Annotated in this window: 23 protein-coding genes and 2 tRNA genes; 16 read left to right on the forward strand and 9 right to left on the reverse strand. The window is 42.3% G+C overall.

Annotation, left to right across the window (positions count from 1 at the left end; translation table 11 throughout):
• Positions 1-40: 40 nt before the first annotated feature.
• From D3P96_RS00590 to D3P96_RS00600, 3 genes are all read right to left on the reverse strand, one after another.
• On the reverse strand, positions 41-874 hold the full coding sequence (locus D3P96_RS00590; RefSeq protein ID WP_124942495.1) for an exodeoxyribonuclease III: 834 nt from the start codon (positions 872-874) through the stop codon (positions 41-43).
• A 183-nt stretch (positions 875-1,057) separates the two neighbouring features.
• Positions 1,058-1,129, reverse strand: a tRNA-Glu gene (locus D3P96_RS00595).
• Positions 1,130-1,162: 33 nt separating this feature from the next.
• A tRNA-Glu gene (locus D3P96_RS00600) sits at positions 1,163-1,234 on the reverse strand.
• Between the two features lie 152 nt (positions 1,235-1,386).
• Here D3P96_RS00600 and D3P96_RS00605 point away from each other — a divergent pair.
• The 7 genes from D3P96_RS00605 to D3P96_RS00635 all read left to right on the forward strand — a co-directional run bounded on the left by D3P96_RS00605 (position 1,387) and on the right by D3P96_RS00635 (position 8,123).
• A complete protein-coding gene (locus D3P96_RS00605) occupies positions 1,387-2,064 on the forward strand; it encodes a histidine phosphatase family protein (protein WP_124942496.1) in 678 nt (225 codons plus the stop codon).
• Positions 2,065-2,078: 14 nt separating this feature from the next.
• Positions 2,079-3,362 carry a GTPase HflX gene (hflX, locus tag D3P96_RS00610; RefSeq protein ID WP_124942497.1) on the forward strand — a complete coding sequence of 428 codons (1,284 nt, stop codon included), beginning with the start codon at positions 2,079-2,081 and terminating at the stop codon, positions 3,360-3,362.
• 164 nt (positions 3,363-3,526) lie between these two features.
• Positions 3,527-5,248, forward strand: coding sequence for an ABC transporter ATP-binding protein (locus D3P96_RS00615; RefSeq protein ID WP_221621567.1), 1,722 nt, complete (start codon positions 3,527-3,529; stop codon positions 5,246-5,248).
• Positions 5,248-7,029, forward strand: coding sequence for an ABC transporter ATP-binding protein (locus tag D3P96_RS00620; protein WP_124942499.1), 1,782 nt, complete (start codon positions 5,248-5,250; stop codon positions 7,027-7,029). The genes D3P96_RS00615 and D3P96_RS00620 overlap by 1 nt, the downstream gene beginning before the upstream one ends.
• A gap of 55 nt (positions 7,030-7,084) precedes the next feature.
• Entirely contained in the window at positions 7,085-7,342 is a 258-nt protein-coding gene (locus D3P96_RS00625; RefSeq protein WP_124942500.1) for a hypothetical protein, read from the forward strand.
• Positions 7,343-7,873: a hypothetical protein gene (locus D3P96_RS00630; protein WP_124942501.1), complete on the forward strand. Its 531-nt coding sequence runs from the start codon at positions 7,343-7,345 to the stop codon at positions 7,871-7,873.
• Between the two features lie 55 nt (positions 7,874-7,928).
• Complete coding sequence (locus tag D3P96_RS00635; protein ID WP_124942502.1) at positions 7,929-8,123, forward strand: hypothetical protein; 195 nt, start codon at positions 7,929-7,931, stop codon at positions 8,121-8,123.
• 29 nt (positions 8,124-8,152) lie between these two features.
• Here D3P96_RS00635 and D3P96_RS00640 read toward each other — a convergent pair whose 3' ends face one another.
• Both D3P96_RS00640 and D3P96_RS08290 read right to left on the reverse strand, forming a co-directional pair.
• The gene (locus tag D3P96_RS00640) at positions 8,153-8,347 is read right to left on the reverse strand and encodes a hypothetical protein (protein ID WP_124942503.1); all 195 of its coding nucleotides are present in this window, start codon (positions 8,345-8,347) and stop codon (positions 8,153-8,155) included.
• A 1-nt stretch (position 8,348) separates the two neighbouring features.
• A complete protein-coding gene (locus D3P96_RS08290) occupies positions 8,349-8,747 on the reverse strand; it encodes a hypothetical protein (RefSeq protein ID WP_185696037.1) in 399 nt (132 codons plus the stop codon).
• A gap of 132 nt (positions 8,748-8,879) precedes the next feature.
• Here D3P96_RS08290 and D3P96_RS00650 point away from each other — a divergent pair, with 132 nt between their 5' ends.
• The gene (locus tag D3P96_RS00650; RefSeq protein ID WP_124942505.1) at positions 8,880-10,094 is read left to right on the forward strand and encodes an MFS transporter; all 1,215 of its coding nucleotides are present in this window, start codon (positions 8,880-8,882) and stop codon (positions 10,092-10,094) included.
• Positions 10,095-10,233: 139 nt separating this feature from the next.
• Here D3P96_RS00650 and D3P96_RS00655 read toward each other — a convergent pair whose 3' ends face one another.
• Genes D3P96_RS00655 through D3P96_RS00665 form a run of 3 tightly spaced genes read right to left on the reverse strand, consistent with a single transcriptional unit; the run spans position 10,234 to position 13,368 of the window.
• A complete protein-coding gene (locus D3P96_RS00655; RefSeq protein ID WP_124942506.1) occupies positions 10,234-11,178 on the reverse strand; it encodes a nucleoside hydrolase in 945 nt (314 codons plus the stop codon).
• A gap of 15 nt (positions 11,179-11,193) precedes the next feature.
• A complete protein-coding gene (rihC, locus tag D3P96_RS00660) occupies positions 11,194-12,114 on the reverse strand; it encodes a ribonucleoside hydrolase RihC (RefSeq protein WP_124942507.1) in 921 nt (306 codons plus the stop codon).
• Positions 12,115-12,141: 27 nt separating this feature from the next.
• Positions 12,142-13,368, reverse strand: coding sequence for a NupC/NupG family nucleoside CNT transporter (locus D3P96_RS00665; RefSeq protein WP_124942508.1), 1,227 nt, complete (start codon positions 13,366-13,368; stop codon positions 12,142-12,144).
• Between the two features lie 561 nt (positions 13,369-13,929).
• Between D3P96_RS00665 and D3P96_RS00670 the strand changes: the two genes are divergently transcribed.
• The 4 genes from D3P96_RS00670 to D3P96_RS00685 are packed head-to-tail and all read left to right on the forward strand — an operon-like array spanning position 13,930 to position 17,456.
• Positions 13,930-15,153: a betaine/proline/choline family ABC transporter ATP-binding protein gene (locus D3P96_RS00670; protein ID WP_124942509.1), complete on the forward strand. Its 1,224-nt coding sequence runs from the start codon at positions 13,930-13,932 to the stop codon at positions 15,151-15,153.
• A 3-nt stretch (positions 15,154-15,156) separates the two neighbouring features.
• A complete protein-coding gene (locus D3P96_RS00675) occupies positions 15,157-15,843 on the forward strand; it encodes an ABC transporter permease (RefSeq protein ID WP_124942510.1) in 687 nt (228 codons plus the stop codon).
• Entirely contained in the window at positions 15,843-16,766 is a 924-nt protein-coding gene (locus D3P96_RS00680; protein ID WP_124942511.1) for an osmoprotectant ABC transporter substrate-binding protein, read from the forward strand. The genes D3P96_RS00675 and D3P96_RS00680 overlap by 1 nt, the downstream gene beginning before the upstream one ends.
• Positions 16,767-16,778: 12 nt before the next feature.
• Positions 16,779-17,456, forward strand: coding sequence for an ABC transporter permease (locus D3P96_RS00685; RefSeq protein ID WP_280524489.1), 678 nt, complete (start codon positions 16,779-16,781; stop codon positions 17,454-17,456).
• Positions 17,457-17,537: 81 nt separating this feature from the next.
• Here the strand turns inward: D3P96_RS00685 and D3P96_RS00690 are convergent, their stop codons facing one another.
• Entirely contained in the window at positions 17,538-18,068 is a 531-nt protein-coding gene (locus D3P96_RS00690) for a GNAT family N-acetyltransferase (RefSeq protein WP_124942513.1), read from the reverse strand.
• A gap of 158 nt (positions 18,069-18,226) precedes the next feature.
• Here D3P96_RS00690 and D3P96_RS00695 point away from each other — a divergent pair, with 158 nt between their 5' ends.
• From D3P96_RS00695 to D3P96_RS00710, 4 genes are all read left to right on the forward strand, one after another.
• Positions 18,227-18,940 (forward strand): MucBP domain-containing protein, encoded by a 714-nt coding sequence (locus D3P96_RS00695; RefSeq protein WP_124942514.1) that lies wholly within the window; start codon positions 18,227-18,229, stop codon positions 18,938-18,940.
• A gap of 31 nt (positions 18,941-18,971) precedes the next feature.
• The gene (locus D3P96_RS00700) at positions 18,972-19,937 is read left to right on the forward strand and encodes a type I phosphomannose isomerase catalytic subunit (protein ID WP_124942515.1); all 966 of its coding nucleotides are present in this window, start codon (positions 18,972-18,974) and stop codon (positions 19,935-19,937) included.
• A 108-nt stretch (positions 19,938-20,045) separates the two neighbouring features.
• Positions 20,046-21,398, forward strand: a complete 1,353-nt coding sequence (locus D3P96_RS00705; protein WP_124942516.1) for a Mur ligase family protein — start codon at positions 20,046-20,048, stop codon at positions 21,396-21,398.
• A gap of 3 nt (positions 21,399-21,401) precedes the next feature.
• Positions 21,402-22,109, forward strand: coding sequence for a type 1 glutamine amidotransferase (locus tag D3P96_RS00710; protein WP_124942517.1), 708 nt, complete (start codon positions 21,402-21,404; stop codon positions 22,107-22,109).
• Positions 22,110-22,245 lie beyond the last annotated feature (136 nt).

Below are 22,245 nucleotides of genomic sequence, written 5' to 3' on the forward strand. Positions count from 1 at the left end.
CCAATAAAAAAAGCTCAAGCAGATGCTTGGGCTTTTTGCTTTAGCTAAGGCTAAAATCTTTCAGGACTAATTGGATCGGGGCGTGATCTTGACGTGCGCCAGTGTCGATGACATCAAGACTAACTAAGTCGTCACCAAGTTGCTTTGAAATGAGGTAGTAATCAATCCGCCAACCGGCGTTGTTGATTTTTGATTGCTTGGCGATTTGTGACCACCATGTATAGACCCCAGTTGTTTCAGGATGCAAAGTCCGGAAAGTATCAAGGTAACCGGCATTCAGCAAATCAGTGAAATCAGCGCGTTCTTCGTCAGTGAAGCCAGCGCTGTGGTGATTGGTTTTAGGATTCTTCAAATCAATCTCTTCATGCGCAACATTAAAGTCACCAGAGAAGATAACCGGCTTTTGTGCATTGAGAGAATCGATATAAGCCATATAGGCTTTGTCCCATTCTTGACGCTCTTCAAGGCGGGCTAGTTCACGGCCTGAATTAGGCGTATAAACGGTCGATACGAACGCGTTTGGGAATTCAAGGGTAATAATCCGACCTTCTTGATCCATTTCGCCAGGTGCCCCAATTTCAGGCATTGTCACGGCGATTGGTTCTGCTTTGGTCAACATCATGGTTCCAGAATAACCAGTACGCGCCGTACTGAAGTTCAAGTAACGGTGGTAATCAGGGAATAGTTCATCTAATGCTGTTGCTTGTTTCTTGGTTAAGCCGGTTGGACGTAGCTTTGTTTCTTGGATGGCTAAGACGTCTGGGGCAAGCTCGGCTAAATGCTGCAAAGTCGCCCAGGTCATTTCGCCACGTGGTGATTTGTGTTCGACGGCAGCATTGATACTATCAATGTTCCATGAGATGAAAGTTGGCATAATATTCCGTCCTTTTTTTCTTATTGTGTTCATTGTAATGTATTTAGGCGATAAAGTGTTAGGAAAAATGATGTTGGGATGTGGGTGATGGATGCATGATTTCATGCGAGACCTTGTGTGAATTGATTTTTTGGCAAAATAAAAAGCGCAACCGAAATTGCGCTCACGTGAGTTGATGACTGATAGCCCAACAGGGAGTCGAACCCTGGATTCCGCGCTGAGAACGCGACGTCTTGACCACTTGACCATTGGGCCATGATGATAGTTTGTAGACTATACCCAAATCGATAGCCCAACAGGGAGTCGAACCCTGGATTCCGCGCTGAGAACGCGACGTCTTGACCACTTGACCATTGGGCCAAAATATCATCACAACAATAGTTAACTATAACAGATGGCATAAATTGTTGTCAATTAAAATTTGGCGGGACGTAGTTAGAATTATGCGCCGCAAAAATGCTATAATAGTGGTAACATACGACAACGAACAACGATGATGAGGAGTGAGCACAATGGCATTTAACTTATACTTAGTACGACACGGTCAAACATACTTAAACAAGTATGGACGGATGCAAGGATGGACGGATGCACCACTAACTGAAAGTGGTCTTTCAGATGCAGACGCAGCAGGAACACGCTTGGCTAATGTGCACTTTGATGCTGCTTATTCTTCAGATTTATCACGCGCGCGCATTACTGCTGAACATATTTTAGAAGCCAACCAAAACAGTGGGGACCTCTTTAAGCCTACTGAAATTTGGAACTTCCGTGAAGTTTTCTTTGGTAGTTATGAAGGCCTACGTGGTGATGTGATTGCACCAGAAATCGCAGAAAAGAAGGGGCTACCGAACGGACAAGTCGATACTTACAGTGATTTGGTGGCTGAATTAGGTGCAGATGGCACAATGGATGCGTGCCGTGAATTTGATGCCTTTAAGGATGCTGAAGATTCAGCAATGTTTTGGAAGCGTTTTGACGCAGGGATGGATCAATTACGTGCCAACCATACTGATGGTGAGAACATCTTGGTTGTCGCACACGGAACAGTTGTCCGCAATGTCGCAGCCCGCTTTGCTGACGAAGATACGGCTAAGGTTGCGCCAGAAAACGGCATGGTTTCAGTTTGGACCGTTTCAGAGGATGATCTAACCATGGAAGCCTATAACGATACAACAACAATTTGGTAAAGATAGGAATTTAAATGATAGAAAATGAAATGGACGAAAAACGCCCGGTAATCTTAGCTGGGTTAGATCGACAAAATGATGATTTCGATTATCAAATGGAAGAGCTGGCTAATTTAGTCGAAGCAAACCATATGGACCCAGTGGCAACCGTCACACAAAAGTTGGACCGTCCAAATCCGGGGACTTATTTTGGAAAAGGGAAAGTGGAAGCGCTAAAAGAAGCGGTTGATTACTATCAAGTTGACATGGTGGTAACCAATGATGAATTGACGCCTTCGCAAATTCGTAATTTAGAAGCAGGCACGGGTGTGACAGTAATTGACCGAACAGCGTTAATCTTGGACATTTTCGCTTCTCGTGCCAAGACGAAGGTTGCTAAGCTTCAGGTTGAAATTGCGCAATTACAGTACCAGTTGCCACGTCTACGTACCTCAATGAATGTGCGTTTGGATCAGCAAACTGGTGGTAATGGTGGTAGCTTTACCAGTCGTGGAGCTGGTGAGACGAAGCTTGAAATGAACCGTCGTCATATTGAACATCAAATTGGTGAATTGCGTAAGGAATTAGCTGAAATTGAAGCGGATGATGCAACGCGTCGTGCCCGTCGTGAAAAAGAAAATATTAAAAATGTGGCCTTGATTGGATATACTAATGCCGGTAAATCAACGATTATGAACGCGTTGGTGCGCCGCTTTGGTGAAAACCAAGATAAGACCGTCTTCCAAGCTGATATGCTGTTTGCGACTTTGGAAACATCAGTCCGTAAATTGAACTTGCCAGATAAGCAAAGTTTCTTGCTTTCTGATACGGTTGGTTTCGTGTCACACTTACCCCACGGTTTAGTTGCGGCCTTTAAGGCAACCTTAGCTGAAGCTGCTTCAGCAGATCTTTTGGTGCAAGTGGTCGACTATTCAGATCCAAATTACAAGGAAATGATGAAGACGACGGCTGATACGCTTAAAGAAATCGGGGTTGGCGATATTCCGATGATTGTCGTTTATAATAAAGCCGACAAGTGCGAAGATGTGCCATACCCTGAACGTGAAGGCGATGACCTCATTCTTTCAGCGCCTGAGGAAAGTTCACAAGATATGTTACTTGATGCGATTCGCCAACACATCTTTTCTGATTTGATTGAAAAGACTGTGTTGATTCCATTTGACCAAGGCCAAGTGGTTTCAGAATTGAACGATCAAGCAACGGTCTTATCAACTGAATATGTTGAGAACGGAACGCAAATGCAAGTGATTTTAACCCCAACACAATTGGGACGATTTGAAAAATACGTGATTGACTAATAAATCAAAACACACCTAATCTTAGGTGTGTTTTCGTTTTTTTAGCTTACAAATGATACAGATTTTTAAATGTGTTGATAACACTAAGGTTTTGCGTGATTTATTAAAATATTGTGATAGAATAAGAACACATGTTAAGGCGCGAAGTATAGGAGAACGATATGGTGAAATTTTTACTCCCATATATTGGGAAATATAGAAAGGATGTCATTTGGGCGGTAGTCACGATTGCTATCGCAGCGATTACATCTTTATGGCAACCAAAGTTGCTACAACAAGTTGTCCAAGCGATTGCTGAAGATAAGATGAATCTTATGATTCCATTGGGAATCCAGTTAATTGTGGTGGCGCTGATTGGACTAGTCGCGGGAGCGATTAATACGTTATTCGCGGTCAAAATTGGAACGGGAACAGCTGCGGATATCCGTGCTGCTGAGTATAAGAAAGTCCAAACTTTCTCATTTGGAAATATTGAACGTTTCTCAACGGGAAGCCTTGTTGTCCGCATGACCAACGATGTGCAGCAGGTCCAAACCATTGTCATGGTCTTTTTCCAATCTCTTTTACGTGTGCCAATTTTGTTTATTGGTGCGTTGGTATTGGCTTTAACGACTTTGCCACGTTTGTGGTGGGTGATTTTGGTCATGGTGGTGCTAGTCGTTTTGATTACCATGGGTGTTTTGTCACCAATGGGTAAGTTGTTTGCTAAGTTCCAAAACCTTTTGGATACAACCAACAACATGGCTAAAGAAAACCTACAAGGTGTTCGAGTGGTTAAGTCATTTAACCAAGAACAAAATGAGGAACGCCGTTTTGATGCCAATTCAAAGCAATTAACGGACATCAATATTAAGATTGGTTACCTCTTTGGTATTTTGATGCCAGCGTTTATGTTGATTGGTGAATTAGCGATTGCCGTGTCAATTATTTTTGTGGCCCGGAATATTGTTTCAGATCCAACAATGCTAGGTGCTTTGACGTCATTTGTGAACTACTTGATGCAAATCATGAATGCCATTGTCATGGCTGGATTTATGTCAATGTTTGCTGCCCGTGGAATTGAATCAACGAAGCGAATTAAGGAAGTGATGGATACCAAGCCTGACCTTACCTTTGATAACAATGCTCCTGAAGAAAAGTTGTCAGGTGATGTTGAATTTGATCACGTTTCATTTGCTTATCCCGGTGATGAGCATGAAGTTTTGAAGGATATTTCCTTTAAGGTCAAGCAGGGTGAGATGATTGGACTGGTTGGAGCCACTGGGTCAGGTAAGTCAACCTTAGCGCAATTGATTCCGCGTTTATATGACCCAACAGATGGTGTTGTTGAAGTAGGTCATGAAAATTTGAAAAAGGTGAATGAAAAGTCGTTACGTAAGGCCGTTGCCTTTGTCCAACAAAAGGCGATTTTATTCTCCGGTAAAATTTCAGATAACTTGAAGCAAGGAAAGTTTGATGCTGATGGTGCTGATATGAAGCATGCCGCCGATATGGCCCAAGCGTCTGAATTTATTGAAAAGTATGATGATCAGTATGAACACGAAGTCGAAGAGCGGTCGTCAAACTTTTCTGGGGGTCAAAAGCAACGTCTGTCAATTGCCCGTGGGGTGATTGGGGATCCATCTGTTTTGATTTTGGATGATTCAACGTCAGCTTTGGATGCACGTTCAGAAAAGTTGGTTCAAGAGGCGCTTGAAGCGGACTTACCTGATACAACAAAATTTGTGATTGCAGAAAAGATTTCATCAGTGATTAAAGCTGATCGTATCTTTGTCATGCAAGATGGTGAACTGATTGCTGCGGGAACGCATAGTGAATTAGTAGCTTCATCACCGGTTTATCGTGAAATTTACGAGACCCAAAAAGCACAGGAGGTGATTGACTAATGCAGAGTTTATGGCATGCAATAAAATTCTTTGCCCGATATTTTAAGCACTACAAGCTAGGGATGTTAATCATTGCTGTGTTTACAATTGTGGCAACGTATTTTCAAGTTAAAGCGCCCGTTTATATGGGAAAGGCGATTCAAGAAATTGCGAACTACCTGATGTTAAAGTCAAACCCAGCCACAGCTAAACAAGCGTCAATGACGCAGATTTACAATGCAGTGGAAATGTTTGTCCTCTTTATTGTGATGATGGGAGTCGGTTTCTTCATTGTTTCAATGGCTCAAGCCGTTGTTTCATCACGTTCAGTGGATGATATGCGAACTGGATTGTTTGCTAAGATTCAACGGATGACAGTGAAGTATTTTGATTCACATCGTGACGGTGAAGTGCTGTCACGCTTTACATCTGATTTGGACAATATCTTCAACGCAATGAATGAAGCCATTTTCCAGCTGTTCGCTCAATTAGTATTGTTAATTGGAGTTGTGATTATGATGTTCCACCAAAACGTACAGTTGGCATGGGTAACCATCGCATCAACGCCCGTTGCGGTATTATTATCAGTGATCATCATTACGAAGGCGCAACACTATGTGAACCTTCAACAGGATGAAGTTGGTCACTTAAATGGATACGTGAACGAACAAATCAATGGTGAAAAGGTGATTATCACGAATGGTTTGCAAGCTGGTTCAATTGATGAATTTATGGAACACAATGATAAGGTGCAACAAGCAACTTATCGTGGTCAAGTTTGGTCAGGAATCCTGAATCCATTGATGATGGGGATGAGCCTGGTTAATACGGCGATTGTGATTTTCTTTGGTGGTTACTTAGCATTGAACGGTAGTTTAGATCGTGCAACTGCCTTAGGGATGATTGTGATGTTCGTGAACTTCTCACAACAATTCTACCAACCAATCAGCCAAATCACGTCAACGTACAACATGTTGCAATTGGCTGTGACCGGAGCGCGTCGTCTTGACGAAGTCTTTGCACAAAAGGATGAAGTCAGTCCAGCCGAGCCCGTTGCTTTTGATGGGTTGAAGGATAAGGTGGAATTGGACGATATTCACTTTAGTTATAATCCAGGTAAAGAAATTTTGCATGGGATTTCAATTGGAGTGGATAAGGGCAAGATGGTTGCTTTGGTTGGTCCAACTGGATCAGGTAAGACGACGGTGATGAACCTATTGAATCGTTTCTACGATGTTGATTCGGGAGCAGTAAAGTTCGATGGTATCGACGTTCGTGATATGTCATTGAAGAATTTGCGTGACCATGTTGGGATTGTGTTGCAAGATTCAATCATTTTCACGGGAACCATTCGTTATAACATCACGTATGGAAAGCCTGACGCCACCGATGATGAAGTCGTTGCGGCAGCTAAGCAAGCAAATATTCATGATTTCATCATGTCATTGCCTGATCAGTACGATACAGAAGTGAGTGATGAAAACTCAGTCTTCTCAACCGGACAAAAGCAATTGCTTTCAATTGCTCGAACAATTTTGACAAATCCAGAACTCTTGATTTTGGATGAGGCCACTTCAAACGTGGACACAGTGACTGAAGCGAAGATTCAAAAGGCAATGGACAACGTGATTGCTGGACGAACAAGTTTTGTCATTGCGCACCGATTGAAGACCATTTTAAATGCTGATAAGATTGTTGTTTTGAAAAACGGAAATATTATTGAAGAAGGTACACATCAAGAGCTCTTAGCTCAAGACGGCTTCTATGCTGAGTTGTACCATAATCAAATGGTATTTGAATAAAATAAAAGGGGACTACAGCGATGCAGTCCCTTTTTTGTGGGGATGGGAAACGAAGATGGTGACAGAGAATCAAAACACGCATAATGGTAAAATTGAAAGCTATCAAACAAGTTTAAAGCGCAAGCAGGTGCCGGAAAAAATTGAAAGTTACGACACACAATTACAACGCCCGACTGTCGAAAATACGGTTGTAGACATGGATGAGTTGGAAATGATGCTGAATGCACCAGATTGCACGATGTATAACCCGCGTTTTACTCGGATGCTGTCAAATTTGAAGGTGTATATGCCTTGTAAGAATAATGGCTATTGAATGAGCCAATACCTTATTATTGGTAATAGTGATTTCTTTGAGGATGCGAATGTTAGTTATTGGGACTGCTACCTTGATAAATCAGAGTATGTTGGTCCACATAAGATGCTTCAATTTTCACTAAAGGGTATATTTTGTAGTTTAAAGCAAGAAAAGCGCTTGATTGATGGTATCTTATTACATATGCGTGGACAGATGTGGTTGATTAAAGCTGAAGAGTTCAGTATTCCTGGTGAGATGGTCGTCGTTCAGCAGGGGGTTTATAAGTTGAAAAAAAGCCTGAAGCCCATGGCTGAGGAATTACGACAATATACACCACACTTACATGACGCATTACTGGTAAATGATAATCATAGCGAAGGGGTAATGATTGCAGATTGTCAGACCAAGGAAGATTATTACGCTTTAGCAAAGTCCATAGAGCGTGTCTTAGGTAAAAATGATATCTTTAAAGGATTGCCTTTTAAAATATATCCATCCAAAAGCCAGATTGGTCGGGTAGTTTTGGAACGGGGTGAATGTATTTTTTAGCTATGTAACCCAGCATATGTGCTAGAATGATAGAAAGAACGCATGAGGAGCTAACATGAAACATTTAAAAGTTGAGCGGAAATGGGCGTTAGTCATTGCCTTGATTCTGACCTTAGCCGCGGTTGTACAAATTACATCAATGGATTTTTCCGATGGTGCGCGTGATGCTGGGAAGATTATTGGAACCTTTGTGATTCCTGGTGTCTTTTATCTACTGGCTTTTGCGCCTAAATCTGATGATAAAAAATAAAAGCAGCAGACCTAAAAGTCTGCTGCTTTTTATTTTGTATAATCGTCTGGATCATTATTTGGATCACGTAGTAGCTTTTCGATTAAATAAAAAACTAAGGCTTCAAATAATGCTAATATGACGAAAGTAATGCGCGCCCACGTCTGCGGAAAGACGAAAACGAGGGCAACGGTTGCAAGCGGTAAAATAATGGTGATAAAGCGCCAAATGACTTTTGCAATCATATTAATTCTCCTGGTATTGTGTAATGATTTTTTGAATCTGGGTCAGTGTCGAACTGCGATATGAACGTTGCGGTTGCATCAGCGCATTGATATCTGCCTTGGTCAGTGACGTTCTGGCTAGAATGATTGGAATTAGCTCTGGCTGTCGACGTAAGGCGTTTGTGATGTGCTGTTGTTGTTTCATATGTTGTGCTTCAAAATACGCAAAAAACAGCAAACATGCCCAAATCGTAATGAGGGTAATCAACAGATTTAATTGGAATAAATGTTGGCTGTTTTGTAACAGTAACAATAAACTAATTAGACTTGCATAAATACTAAAGCGTATATATGGGTTCGTTTTCATGGGTACTTCAACCTCGACATGTCTCTTTGCATTGATTGTAGCATATTTAACCATTGAACGTCTTGTTTGCTAAATCTGTGAGATTTTAAAGACAAAACCAAGTGAAAAGTGTATTATTAACATTATATTAGAATACGGTTAGCTATCATTCATAAACGATGCGGCAAGAGGTGTTAGGTGTGATTCATGTTAAAAAAATACAGAGATTTCAGATATTTATTTTCAGGTAGATTAATTTCCAATTGTGGGGATTCAATCTATATGTTGGTCCTATCATGGTACATCTTAGATGTTACGAAAAGTACGATGTTAGTTGGGGTACTAAACAGTATTATTTTCCTACCAACAGTCTTTGCATTTCTGTTTGGTAAAGCGATTGATCGTTGGAATAAGAAGAAAACGCTCATTTTGCTCGAATTTGTACAGTTGTTAGCTGTACTGGTGATTATTGGTGGTATGGCGATTCATCATCAAGCGCCAACACTTTCACTAGTGATTATTTTCATTGCGGTTTTTGTGGCAGCGACTGCTTCACTCAACACTTATACGGTGCAAGATGCCTATGTCCCTTCGATTATGCAAAAAGAAGATTTACCTAAAGCAGAAATGTATATGTCGTTTGCCTACAATGGAACGGACTATGTCTTTACGTCAATCGCTGGATTTTTATTGGCCGTAATGTCATACATGTCATTACTAGTTGTTGATATCATCACGTTCATCCTGTCAATTCTGACTTTCAGTCGCTTAGATAGTGATAGTGCAACTAAACATGTAGCTGAGCCAACAGCCTCAGATGAAAAAAGTGATATCTTATCTGGATTTAGAGCTTTGATGGACAACCGGTTATTACGGACATTTGCTTTTGGGGCTGCATTTGGAAACCTGATGTTTGGTGGCTTGAATGTGTATACGTTAACCATGGGGAAAGCTTTTGGTGGATCAGCTTACTTTGGTCTACTGACCGCCGGGAGTTCGATTGGCATTATGGTTGGTGGTACTTTCGTTGTGAACCACGTGTTGAAACGCTATAATGTCGGACGCATTCTATGGGTTGCCGATATTATTTTTGGGATGATTTTATTACCAATTTCAATTTTCTCGAATAAGTATATGTTATTGGTCGTTTGGTTTATTGCCTTTATTTTCTTGGGAGTGAGCCAAGTTGTCCAAAAGCCAATTCTTCAAGCCGAAATTCCTCATGAAAAAATGGGTGAAGTCCTCAGTGCCTTTTCAACCATCACGATTTCGACGTTATCAGTGGGTTCATTGTTGTTTGGATATCTCGCTAAATTTATGGATTGGAAAATCTTTATGGTGATTTTCGGAGTGAGTTATATCGGTATTGGTCTGTTATATTTCTCCAATAAGAAATTCAATAACTATTCCGTTAATCAATAACGGTTCTAAAAAAGTTCACCGGGCGCTACCAGTGAGCTTGAGCAAGATAAACTTTTATAACTGTATTACAGTTGATGCAACTTATTTTAGAAAGTATAACCACAAAAAAACCACTGCATGGATAGCAGTGGTTTTTTGTTTAACCTAGAATTTGGTTTGTGTAGTTCATAAAGCGATCAAGATAATCAGCAGTATCAACTTCAACGGCTGCAAAGTCTGTTTTAACAGGATCTAGCGCACGTTCAGGATCACCAATGGTACGTCCGTCTTCGTGGGTAACCATCATGTTAATTGGCAACAATGTCACCAACTTTGGATCAACCGCAACACCGACAGCTAGTGGGTCGTGCAAGGCGGCACCACGCTTATCGATATCCAAACGATCATAAGCCTCAATATAGTAGTCGAAAATGTCAGCAAAGACACGACCCTTCTCTGTCCCTAAGTCGCGCCACTCTTGGGTTTCCTTTTTTGTCAAAAGGGTTTGCATGGTGACATCAAGACCAACCATGACCAAGTGCTTGGCATGCTTATAAACATAATCAGCAGCTTCAGGGTCTTGGTTGATGTTCGCCTCAGTGTAAGGTGTCACATTACCAGGAACGGTCAAGGCACCACCCATGAGGGTAATGTTACCAATTAGGTCGACAATTTCAGGATCTTTTTGCATCGCTGCCGCAAGATTAGTTAATGGACCAGTTGGCACAATAATCAAATTGTCTTGGTAGGTATGCGCTGCTTCAATCATGAAATCAGCGGCTGGTGTTGATTCAACTGGGCGGGCTGCCGCAGCTAATTCAACGTTACCAATTCCGTTTTTACCATGAATATCCATTGAGATGTCCATCGTTTCAAAATCATCCGTTGTTGAAGAATGACTGAAGCCACGATAAACCGGAACGTCAGTAGCACCGAGCAATTCCAATAGCTTGAGGCTATTTTCAGCAGCGGTATCAACCAAAGTGTTTCCATAAGAAGCAGCGATTCCAATCAAATCAGCATCTGGTGTGGCTAGCGCATAAGCAATTGCTAATGCGTCATCAACCCCAGTATCTAAATCAAGAATCATTTTTTTACGAGCCATGGGTTTCTCCAATCTCTATTTGTTCATTGCAGCAACTTGTTCTAAGAACCAAGTATTGAAAGCATCAGCATCAATGCCAACGCCAACATTGACGTTCGTGTAGCCAGGTTCATGCCAACGATATTGAAAATCAGCAACCGTTGCGCCGATAGCCGGACCTTCAGTCACGACATCAACGGCAAATGGCTTGGTTTCAATCACGCTAGGATCAACAGCATACAAAATGGTGTTCACATCATGCATAGGCTTACCACCAACATGCACGTCTTCATAAGCTGTAACAATGCCGTACAACATTTCACCAGCTGGTCCCATATCACGCAAAGCGTTGGTACTTTCGGCAGTTAGTAGGGCATTTAGTGTCACGTCCAATCCAATCATGGTAATCGGAAGACCGCTTTGGAAAACGATTGATGCAGCATCTGGATCGGTGAAAACGTTAAATTCAGCGACTGAACTAACATTACCACCTGAGATTGACCCACCCATTAAGATGAATTCCTTAATTAATGGGGTATCTTCAGGATGTTGTTCCAAAAGTAAAGCTAAGTTCGTGTAGGCACCCGTACCAATGATGGTAATGGGTTCAGCACTTTCATTTAAAACTTGATGAATGGCTTCAACGGCGTCAATGGCGAGGGGCTTTGTTGTGACTTCAGGGAAGTCATAACCAGGCATACCAGATTCACCGTGAATATAAGAAGCGTCTTTGAATTCGCGCTTCAAAGGAGCCTTGGCTCCTTGCGCAACTGGAATATCAGTCCGGTCAAAAAATTCAAGTAGTTTAAGTGAGTTGTTGGTTGTTTTTTCAACACTGACATTTCCAGCAACTGCAGTAATTAATTTAACATCTAAATCGGGACGATTAACAGCAACCGCAATGGCGGCAGCATCATCGATTCCGGGATCCATATCTAAAATGACAGGTTTTGCCATGTTGGATGATTCCTCCTTAAGCAACGATTACCAAACGAATAGTCCGGCAGCAGCGGCTGAAAGCAATGATACCAAGATTCCTGAAAGAAGCATCTGTGGTACGTGAGCTGCGATATAATCGCTCTTTTCCTTTGAAACAAGACCCTTGAAGGCACCTAGAATCATACCAACGGTACTGAAGTTAGCAAAGCTAGTAAGGAAGACCGTCAAAACAGCCTTGGCGTGTTCGTTTGCGAACAATCCAGTTCCGGCCATGATGTCCTTAGAAACCTTACCCATAACAACGAATTCGTTAGTAACTAACTTTGTACCCATGTATTGCGCAATTTGGAAGGCTTGGTGTGGGTCGAAACCTAGCAACCAAGCGAATGGGAATAGCACAACTCCAAAGATGTTTTCCAATGACAACCAGTGCAAACCAGTTAAGGCAAAGACCTTGTCGATGAATCCAGCCAACGCAACGAAGGCAATAACAGTGGCAGTGATGATCAAAATCAAACGACCCGCGTTCAAGATTGAGTCACCCAAGAATGAGAAGAATGGTTCGCGCTTCTCACCTTCTTTATGAATTGAGGCAATTGTATCTTCTTCAGGTGAAACCTCAACTGGGTTAAGCAATGAAGAAATAACAATCGCACCCAAAATGTTTAGGGGTACAGCGGCCATAACATATTGACCAGGAACCATTGATGTATAAGCACCAAGGATAGCGGCCGTCACACAGCTCATTGACATCAATGCCAATGTGTAGTTACGACGAGCGCTCATGGCGTTCAATTGGGCACCAGAAACGGCAAGCACTTCAGTGTTACCAAGGAACATCATTTCAACTGAGAAGAAAGCTTCAAACTTTGGTTGTCCAGTAATGAATGACAATCCGCGTCCAATCCACTTAACTAACCATGGCAAGATACCAATGTAAGTCAAGATGTCAAACAATGGCACAACAAGCAACATTGGAAGCAATGCGCTTGTCACGAAGTTTGGCATACCAGTTGTTGGCTTCAACCAATCTGGTAGGGCAAAGGCAATACCGATGTTAGCGGCTTGAACAATCCAAGCGAAGGCATCAGCAGCACCCTTAACAATATCTTGACCGATACTGAACTTCATGAAGAACCAGGCCAACAACAATTCCAAAGCAACAACCAACAAGATGCGTGACCACTTCACGTTCTTGCGATCGTTTGAGAATAAGAATGCAATGCCTAAAAAGACAAAGATACTCAAAAAGTTAACGATAATGTAAAACATTATAAATAGTCCTCTCTGTACTCCTAAAAAGTAGAAAAAATAAAATAAGTTACACTTAAGATTATAGCAGAGAATGGCAGTCTATAAGGGTTTAGGGCTTAAATAACACAGTTCTGAAATATTATCTTAAATGTTTCTAAATATTAAAACGATTAACCCGTTTTTTTCCACAACTTTTCCACAAGAATGTTCGGTATTTAAATGCCATATGACTAGCCAAGAACCCGTATCCTTCCGGTTTTACGTGATTTATTGCACATTCTTGAAGACCAATTTCGGCTCTATGTAAAACTTTTCTTTACGTTTTTACATAGTGGGGTAGATAAGAAAACGCTACCAAACAATTTATATTCAAATATAAGCTTAGTAGCGCGGAATATAGCCACTTTTAAGGTTTTATGTATTTATAAAGTATGAATAAATTTAGTAACGTAACTGAATGCTATTTAAAAGTCATTGATTTGTAATTTTGGAAAGATTGTGTAAAGATAGATAATGTATAAGTGATGCGTTGAGCGAGATAAGCCTTAACGCTGAAAAATTTGGGACGAGGTAGAGTTTATGAGTGGTTTTATTGAATTTCAAAATGTTTCCAAAGTTTATGACGGCGCTAAAGTCGCAGTGGAAGACATTGATTTGAGTTTTAATAAGGGAGAGTTCATTTGTTTCATCGGTACCAGTGGTAGTGGTAAGACAACCCTAATGCGGATGATCAACCGAATGAACACACCGACTGCCGGGAAAATCTTGGTAGATGATAAAGACGTCGCAACCCTTAATCCGGTTGAATTACGTCGTCGGATTGGATATGTGATCCAAAGCATCGGTTTGATGCCCCACATGACAATTCGTGAAAATATCACCCTAGTCCAACGTCTCTTAAAAGTAGACGAAGTTGAACGTGAGAAGACCGCCAACAAGATGATTGATTTGGTTGAGTTGCCTCGCGAAATGTTGGATCGTTATCCATTTGAACTATCAGGTGGACAACAACAACGTATTGGGGTTGTGCGTGCTTTGGCTGCTGACCAAGATATTATTCTAATGGACGAACCTTTTGGCGCGTTAGATCCAATTACCCGTGAATCTTTGCAAGACTTGATTAAGTCATTGCAAGTGAAGTTGGGTAAGACGGTTATTTTCGTTACCCACGATATGGATGAAGCCTTGAAGCTTGCCAATCGTTTGGTTGTCATGAGTCATGGACATGTGATTCAATTTGATACGCCAGATAACGTTTTGCGTCACCCGGCAAATGAATTCGTTGAAGAGTTGATTGGTGAGGAACGTTTGTTGCAAGCACAACCAGACGATACGCAAGTTAAGTCTGTGATGAGTGATGGCGCGATTACGATTCACACCGACCGTTCATTGAGCGATGCGATTACCCTTATGAAGGAAAAGCGTGTTGACTCATTGATTGTCACTGATAATTCTGGTGTCCTCAAGGGTGTTGTTGATGTGCAAAACCTAAACAAGCAACGTGATCATGCATCAAGTGTCGGCGATATCATGGTTGATGTACCATTCGTTAAAGAAACAGATTTGCTTAAGAATACTTTGCAACGTATCTTGAACCTTGGTTTGAAGACGGTGCCAGTCGTCGACGATAAAAAGCGTGTTGTGGGTATTTTGACCCGTTCATCATTGGTTGACTTAGTTTACGATACGATTTGGGGAACTTCTGATTCCGACTTTGATGCTGATCAGGCAGCAAATGCTGACACTTCTACCTCTGCAACCGATGATGGAGCACCAGCTACTACTGACGCCAAGGAGGTATAGTCGATGCAATCCTTTATTTCAGAATATGGTTCACAAATCCTTACGAAGAGTGGCCAACATATTTATATTTCTGCAATTGCCTTGTTCTTTGGTATCATCGTGGCCGTGCCTGCCGGTATTGCGCTAACGCGTGCGAATAAATTAGCAAATCCCATCATTAACGTGGTGAGTGCGTTGCAAACGATTCCTTCTTTGGCGCTTTTGACGTTAATGCTACCAATCTTTGGTATTGGACGCACACCAGCGATTATTGCGCTATTCATTTATTCATTGCTTCCTATCTTGCGTAACACGTATTTGGGAATGAGTAACGTGAGTGATGAATATCGTGACGTTGCCCGTGGCATGGGAATGAGTAATATCCAATCGATCTTTATGGTTGAATTGCCAATTGCTTTGCCAACGATCATGGCTGGAATTCATTTGTCTGCAATTTATGTCATTTCTTGGGCAACCCTTGCTTCATATATTGGAGCCGGTGGATTAGGAGACCTAATCTTTAGTGGATTGTACAACTACCAACCAGAATTGATCTTCGCTGGTACCATTCCAGTTACCATCATTGCCTTGGTTGTTGACTTCCTATTGTCTAAGTTGGAACGCATTATGACGCCAAAAGCATTCCTTTTGCAAGAAGATAAAGACGAAAAACAACAAGCCCGTGAAGATGCAGAACGGAGGGCTCGCTAATGACCACTAAGAAAAAAGTCCGCAACATTGTGATTGGGGTCTTGGCATTTATTGTTTTGCTAGCCGGATATTTCTGGCTAATGCCACCCCAAACAGAAAACAAGCCCATTACAGTTACGGGTGGAATTACATCTGAAGCGCAAACTTTGGGAAGCATTAATGCTGATATGATTTCACACTATACTGGTCGTCCAACTCGTGTGATTAATAATTTGGCGACAACGACGATTAATCAAAAGGCGATGACCAATGGGGATGCGCAAGTTTCAGCCGCCCGTTATACGGGAACTGACTTAACAACCACGTTGGGCTTGCCAGCTGAAAAGAATCCACAAAAGGCCTTTAACACAGTCCATGATGAATTTGAGAAGAAATATAATGAGACTTGGTTCCCATCATATGGCTTTGAAAATACGTATGTGTTCTTGGTCCGTAAGGATACTGCTAAAAAGTATCACTTGAAGAAGGTCAGTGACATGGAAAAGGTTGCTGATAAGTTGAGTCTTGGAGTTGATACGGCCTGGGTTACGCGTCAAGGTGACGGATACGATGGCTTTAAGAAGACTTACTTCCCATTCAAGTCAATCCACCCAATGCAAATTGGTTTGGTTTATACGGCCGTGGCAAGTAAGAAGATGGATGTTGTGCTTGGTTATACCACCGATGGTCGTATCGGAAGTTATGATTTGACGATGCTTAAAGATGATCGTCACTACTTCCCTCCATATGACGCATGTCCTGTGGTCGATAACGTTACATTGAACACAACGCCTGGTTTGAAGAAGGCGTTGTCAAAGCTTGAAGGTAAGATTGATACCAAGCAAATGCAGCAGTTGAACTATCAAGTCGACAACAACTTGAAAGAACCTTCTGTGGTCGCAAAAGACTTCTTGCAAAAACATAATTATTTCGAAGGAGAGTAAAGCACAATGGATATGGCGAAGATGAACATTTTTCAACAATTTATTGCATATTTTGCTCAAAACGGAAGCTATGTGTTTGAGCAGTTTATGCGACATTTCTTGATGTCAGTCTACGGTGTGCTATTTGCCGCCGTGATTGCCATCCCACTTGGGATTTATATTGCCAACCGTCACACGCTTTCAAAGTGGGTGATTCGCGTGGCTAGTATTATCCAAACCGTGCCTTCATTGGCCATGGTTTCAATCTTGATGTTGGCGATGGGACTAGGAGTTAAAGTTGTCTTGATGGCAACGTTCTTGTACGCCCTTTTGCCAATCTTGAGTAACACGTACACTGGAATTAACCAGGTTGACCGCAACGTACTGGATGCCGGAGAAGGAATGGGGATGACCCGTTGGCAACAACTTTATATGATCAAGTTGCCCCTTTCAATTTCGGTTATCATGGCTGGTTTGCGTAACGCCTTAGTACTAGCCATTGGTGTGGTTGCCATTGGTGCCTTCGTTGGTGCCGGTGGTTTGGGAGATATCATCATCCGTGGTACGAACGCCACAAATGGTGGTGCCATCATCTTAGCTGGTGCCTTGCCAACTGCCTTTATGTCAATCATCGCTGATTGGGGTATGGGTAAAATTGAAAAGTTTTTGGATCCTGCGACACAAATTCGTCGTAAGCGGACACAAGGCTAATCAAAAAAGAGCCAATCGTTATGATTGGTTCTTTTTTTATAAATAAACAGGCGTGCCTCCCTACGGAAGCACGCCTTTATTTTATTCAGCGACGGGCAGCATTAGGCTGTATGCCCAGCGGATGTCGTTAATGTTGCCGTCCATACAAACCGTACAGTTGAACGTGAATCCAGCTTGCTGAATGAGTCGTTGCATCCGCTGGTTCAAGGGATGCGTATCGATGCGGACTGCTTGGAAACCAAGTTCGTTCGTCCAAGTGAACAGATTAGACATGAAAAGTTGACCGAGATGTTGACCACGAAAAGCGCTTGAAATCGCAATGCGATGCAAAGAGACATACGGCGTGACATCGTCAGACCACTTTCCTTCGAGCGGGGTGGTGTAATTTGGTTCTGGGGTTTGGCGGATGACGGCGTAGCCCACAACAGCGATGTCATTGGCCAGGACAAAGGCTTCACCACTTGCAATGTCCGTTTTAATTAAAGCTTCATCAGGATAACCATCTTGCCACTGCGGCACACCATCGGCTTTGAGGTTGTTTTGGGCCTCATGAATGATGGTCATAATTTGGGGTAAGTCTTGTGCGGTCGCGCGACGCGTCAATGGAAGCATAGGGATACCGGTCCTTTATAAAATTTGTAAGGTTTATTACTTACAATTATACAAAGAATGTGTGTTGACGTATAATTAAATTTGAAGCAAACTGCGGTAAAGTGTTGCTGGATTCGTTTTTATACGATTTAAAATACATGCAATAAAAGGAGTGGCTGATGGCAGAAATTGAATTAATGGGGATGCCAGTTTGGGTCTATACTAAAAATATTGATGATCAAAAACCAGTTGCGCCCAGCCGGTTAGTAACGGGACATGTTGGGGAACCTTATCAAGTTGAACCAACTGAAATCGAGGGGTACACCTTTGTTAAAGCCAAGGGTGACACAAGTGGTGTCTTGAACGACCAAATGCATACGGTCACGTTGTATTATCGTCCAGCACATTATTTGGAAGCGCAAAAGCTAAATGATAAGTATTTGCACATCAAGCAACCGGTGGCAACATACACTGAAATGAACGGCGAACCGGATGGGCCAAACTTGTGGGCTGATACGGTTGTCCCAGTCTCAAGTCGGGTGGCGACAAAAGACGGCACGTTCTGGTATGAACTGGCGGATTCGCGTTGGGTACCATTTTCAAGGAGAGATATGCAGTTGTCAGATGAGCGGGGGGATCGCTCAGATGATCAACCAGGTTGGTTAAAAAATAAAGTCTGGAACACACAGAAGATTTCAGTGATGGGGGTCATTGATTTTATTCCAAACCAGACGTTGAACGTTTATGACCAACCTTATGGTCAGGTTATCGGTCAAATTGCCGACGGGACACCCGTTAATTTGGTTGAAGAAATCACGGACGACGCTGGTAACCTCTGGTATCACCTTGACCAATACGGTTGGGTTTCTAGTTTGTACGTTAAAATTAAATAAGCATATTTAAACATTTGGGGAGATGAGAAATATGACAGAAGTTCTTGTATTAAAAGCTGATTTACACGAAAAGATGTGGGGCGGTACAGCATTACGTGATTTGTATGGTTTTGATATTCCAAGCGATCATACGGGGGAAGCTTGGGTTGTCTCAGGACATCCAAATGGGCCAACACGCATTCAAAATGGGCGCTTTCAAGGGATGACCTTGGTTGAAGTGTGGCGGCAACATCCCGAACTCTTTCAAAATCGACATGGTGTGCGTCCATTTCCACTGTTAGTGAAGATTTTAGATGCCCATGAAAATTTGTCAGTACAAGTTCATCCGGGCAACGCATATGCCGCTGCGCATGCGCACGAATTGGGTAAAACTGAGTCATGGTATATTTTGGCGGCTGAGCCTGACGCCCAGATTTACTTTGGACATAACGCTCAGACCCGGGCGGAATTTAGTCGATTAGTGGACCAACGAGACTGGGCAGATTTGTTGCGGACTGTTCCGGTTCACGCAGGTGATTTCTTCTATGTGCCAGCAGGGACGCTCCATGCTTTGGGGGCGGGCGTGGTTGCGCTTGAAATTCAGCAATCCTCTGATACCACGTATCGGGTGTATGACTTTGATCGCATTGATCAGACGACTGGGTTTAGGCGCCAACTTGATTTGCTTGATGCCAAAGCGGTGACCCAAGTGCCCTTTACACCTGTTACACCCACACCGGAAACCGTCCAGATTGGTGACGCAACGCGGACAACCTTAGTGCAGGCAGAATATTTTGAGGTCCAAGACTACCATCTTGATGGTATGTGCACCTTGGCATCAATTGATAGTTATCAATTGGGCGTCGTGGTTGCAGGTAAGGTCACCATTCAGAGCAGTACGGCTAGTTACAGCTTTACGCCCGGAATGAGTTTTGTCTTGCTGGACGATGGTCGTGATTGTACCGTGACCGGAACGGGTGAATTTGTGTTAGCTGCGCCCGGTCCGGCAGCGAAATAAAATAAAAATTTTAAAGAATAATGGTGTTCAGCAAATCGAACAAAATGTTACACTTAGTGCTAGCAATTTAAAGTGATTATGCTGCGGCATAATAAAAAGGAGTAAGACATGAGTTTAAGAAGTTCATTGGCAACCTTTGTCGGAAATAGTTCATATTTTGTGTTGCACAATGTGCTCCACCGCGGAGGCACATCATTACCTGGAAAATTAGCAATTAAAATTGATCCAGATGTTATGACGACATTGGCTGAAAAGTATGACGTCATCTTAGTAACTGGAACTAATGGTAAGACGTTAACCACCGCTTTGGCGACCCGTGTCTTGCGTGAAAAGTATACTGACGTCATTACGAATCCTTCGGGTTCAAATATGATGCAAGGTATCACTGGAACGATGCTTACAGCTAAGCCAAAGAAAAACGGCGAAAAGCCAGTGGCCATTCTTGAAGTCGACGAAGCCAATATGGAAGAGGTCGCCCGTCAATTAAAGCCGAAGGCGTTTGTCTTGACGAACATCTTCCGTGACCAATTGGATCGTTATGGTGAAATTTATACCACTTATGAAAAGATTTTGAAGGGAATTCGCTTATTCCCTGAAGCAACGGTGATTGCCAATGCGGATTCACCAATCTTCATGCGTGGTAATTTGCCAAATCCAAAGGTTTACTTTGGTTTCAAGACGGAACCAGAAACCGGTGATATTCGTGCGCCATATAATACAGATGGTGTTTTGTCACCAACTGACAATTCAATTTTGCACTATCACTATATTACCTTTGCGAACCAAGGGTCATATTTCAGTACGACTGATGATTTCAAGCGTCCTGAACTAGATTATGCCGTAACCAAGTTGAACGAGTTAACGCCACGTTACTCTAACTTTGACATTGACGGTCAAACTTACCAAATCGAAATTGGTGGGGAATATAACATCTATAACGCTTTGGCAGCTTACGCCATTGGCCGTTACATGGGTGTTTCTCAAGCACAAATCAAGCATGCTTTTGAATCAAATGCGCAAATCTTTGGACGTCAAGAAGCCGTTAAGGTTGACGATAAGGATGTGACAATTGTTTTGATTAAGAACCCAGTTGGGGCTAACCAAGTGATTCAAATGATGGGGTCAGACGATCAACCTTTCTCAGTCATTGCTTTGCTAAACGCGAACTACGCGGATGGTATTGATACAAGTTGGATTTGGGATACTGAATTTGAAGACTTGGCCAAGACAAAGATGCAAGCCATTTCAACTGGTGGGGAGCGTTACAAGGATTTGTATGTCCGCATTAAGATGGCCGGCTTTGGTGACCAACCGGTATATCAAGACCTATCTAAGATTGTGGCGGCCATTAAGGCGCAGCCAACGGAACACGTTTATGTTGCTGCAACGTACACAGCGATGTTGCAATTACGTGAGCAATTGAAGCAAGCTGGTTACATTAAAACTGGAATGGAGGGCTAACCGATGGCGGAATACACTTTACAAACAGCGCACCTTTACGGTGACTTGATGAATACGTATGGCGATTACGGAAATATCGTGGCCCTAACTTTCTATGCTAAGCAACTTGGTGTACAGGTTGAAACGGACATGGTTTCGCTTGGTGATGATTTTGATGATACCAAGTACGATTTTGTCCTCTTCGGTGGTGGACAAGACTACGAACAAATGGTCGTTACCAAGGACTTGCCAAGTAAGTCAGCAGCGATTAAGCGTTACATTGAAGCCGGCGGAACATTCCTTGGGGTCTGTGGAGGTTTCCAACTCCTTGGGGATTACTTCGTTTTAGCTGATGGTACCCGTGTTGAAGGGATCAAGGCGATGATGCATTACACTTTGAACCAACCAAATGGTCGTTTCATTGGTAATGTCACCATCGAAGATCCAACTAATGGTGATATTTACCATGGCTTTGAAAACCATCAAGGTCGAACATTCCTTGATGATAAGGAACGTCCTTTGGGGATGGTTAAGCAAGGTAAGGGTAACAATGGTGAAGATGGAGGAGAAGGTTTGGTCTATAAGAATACTTATGGGACTTACTTCCACGGACCTATCTTGACGCGTAATGGAAATCTCGCCTTACGGATGTTGCAAAAGATGCTTGAGCGTCGCTATCCCGATGTTGATTGGGCTAGTCGCGTTTCTGAAATCGAACCTGAATTCTATTAATAAAGACGAAAAACGCGCACAAATTTGTACGCGTTTTTTTTATAAAAAATTTTAGATGAAAGATATGAACACGGCATGAACTTTGTTTGCTAAAATGATATCTATACATTAATATATCTATATTATTTTGCAATTG

It is taken from the genome of Weissella viridescens (assembly GCF_003862435.1).
Taxonomy (GTDB): domain Bacteria; phylum Bacillota; class Bacilli; order Lactobacillales; family Lactobacillaceae; genus Weissella; species Weissella viridescens_A.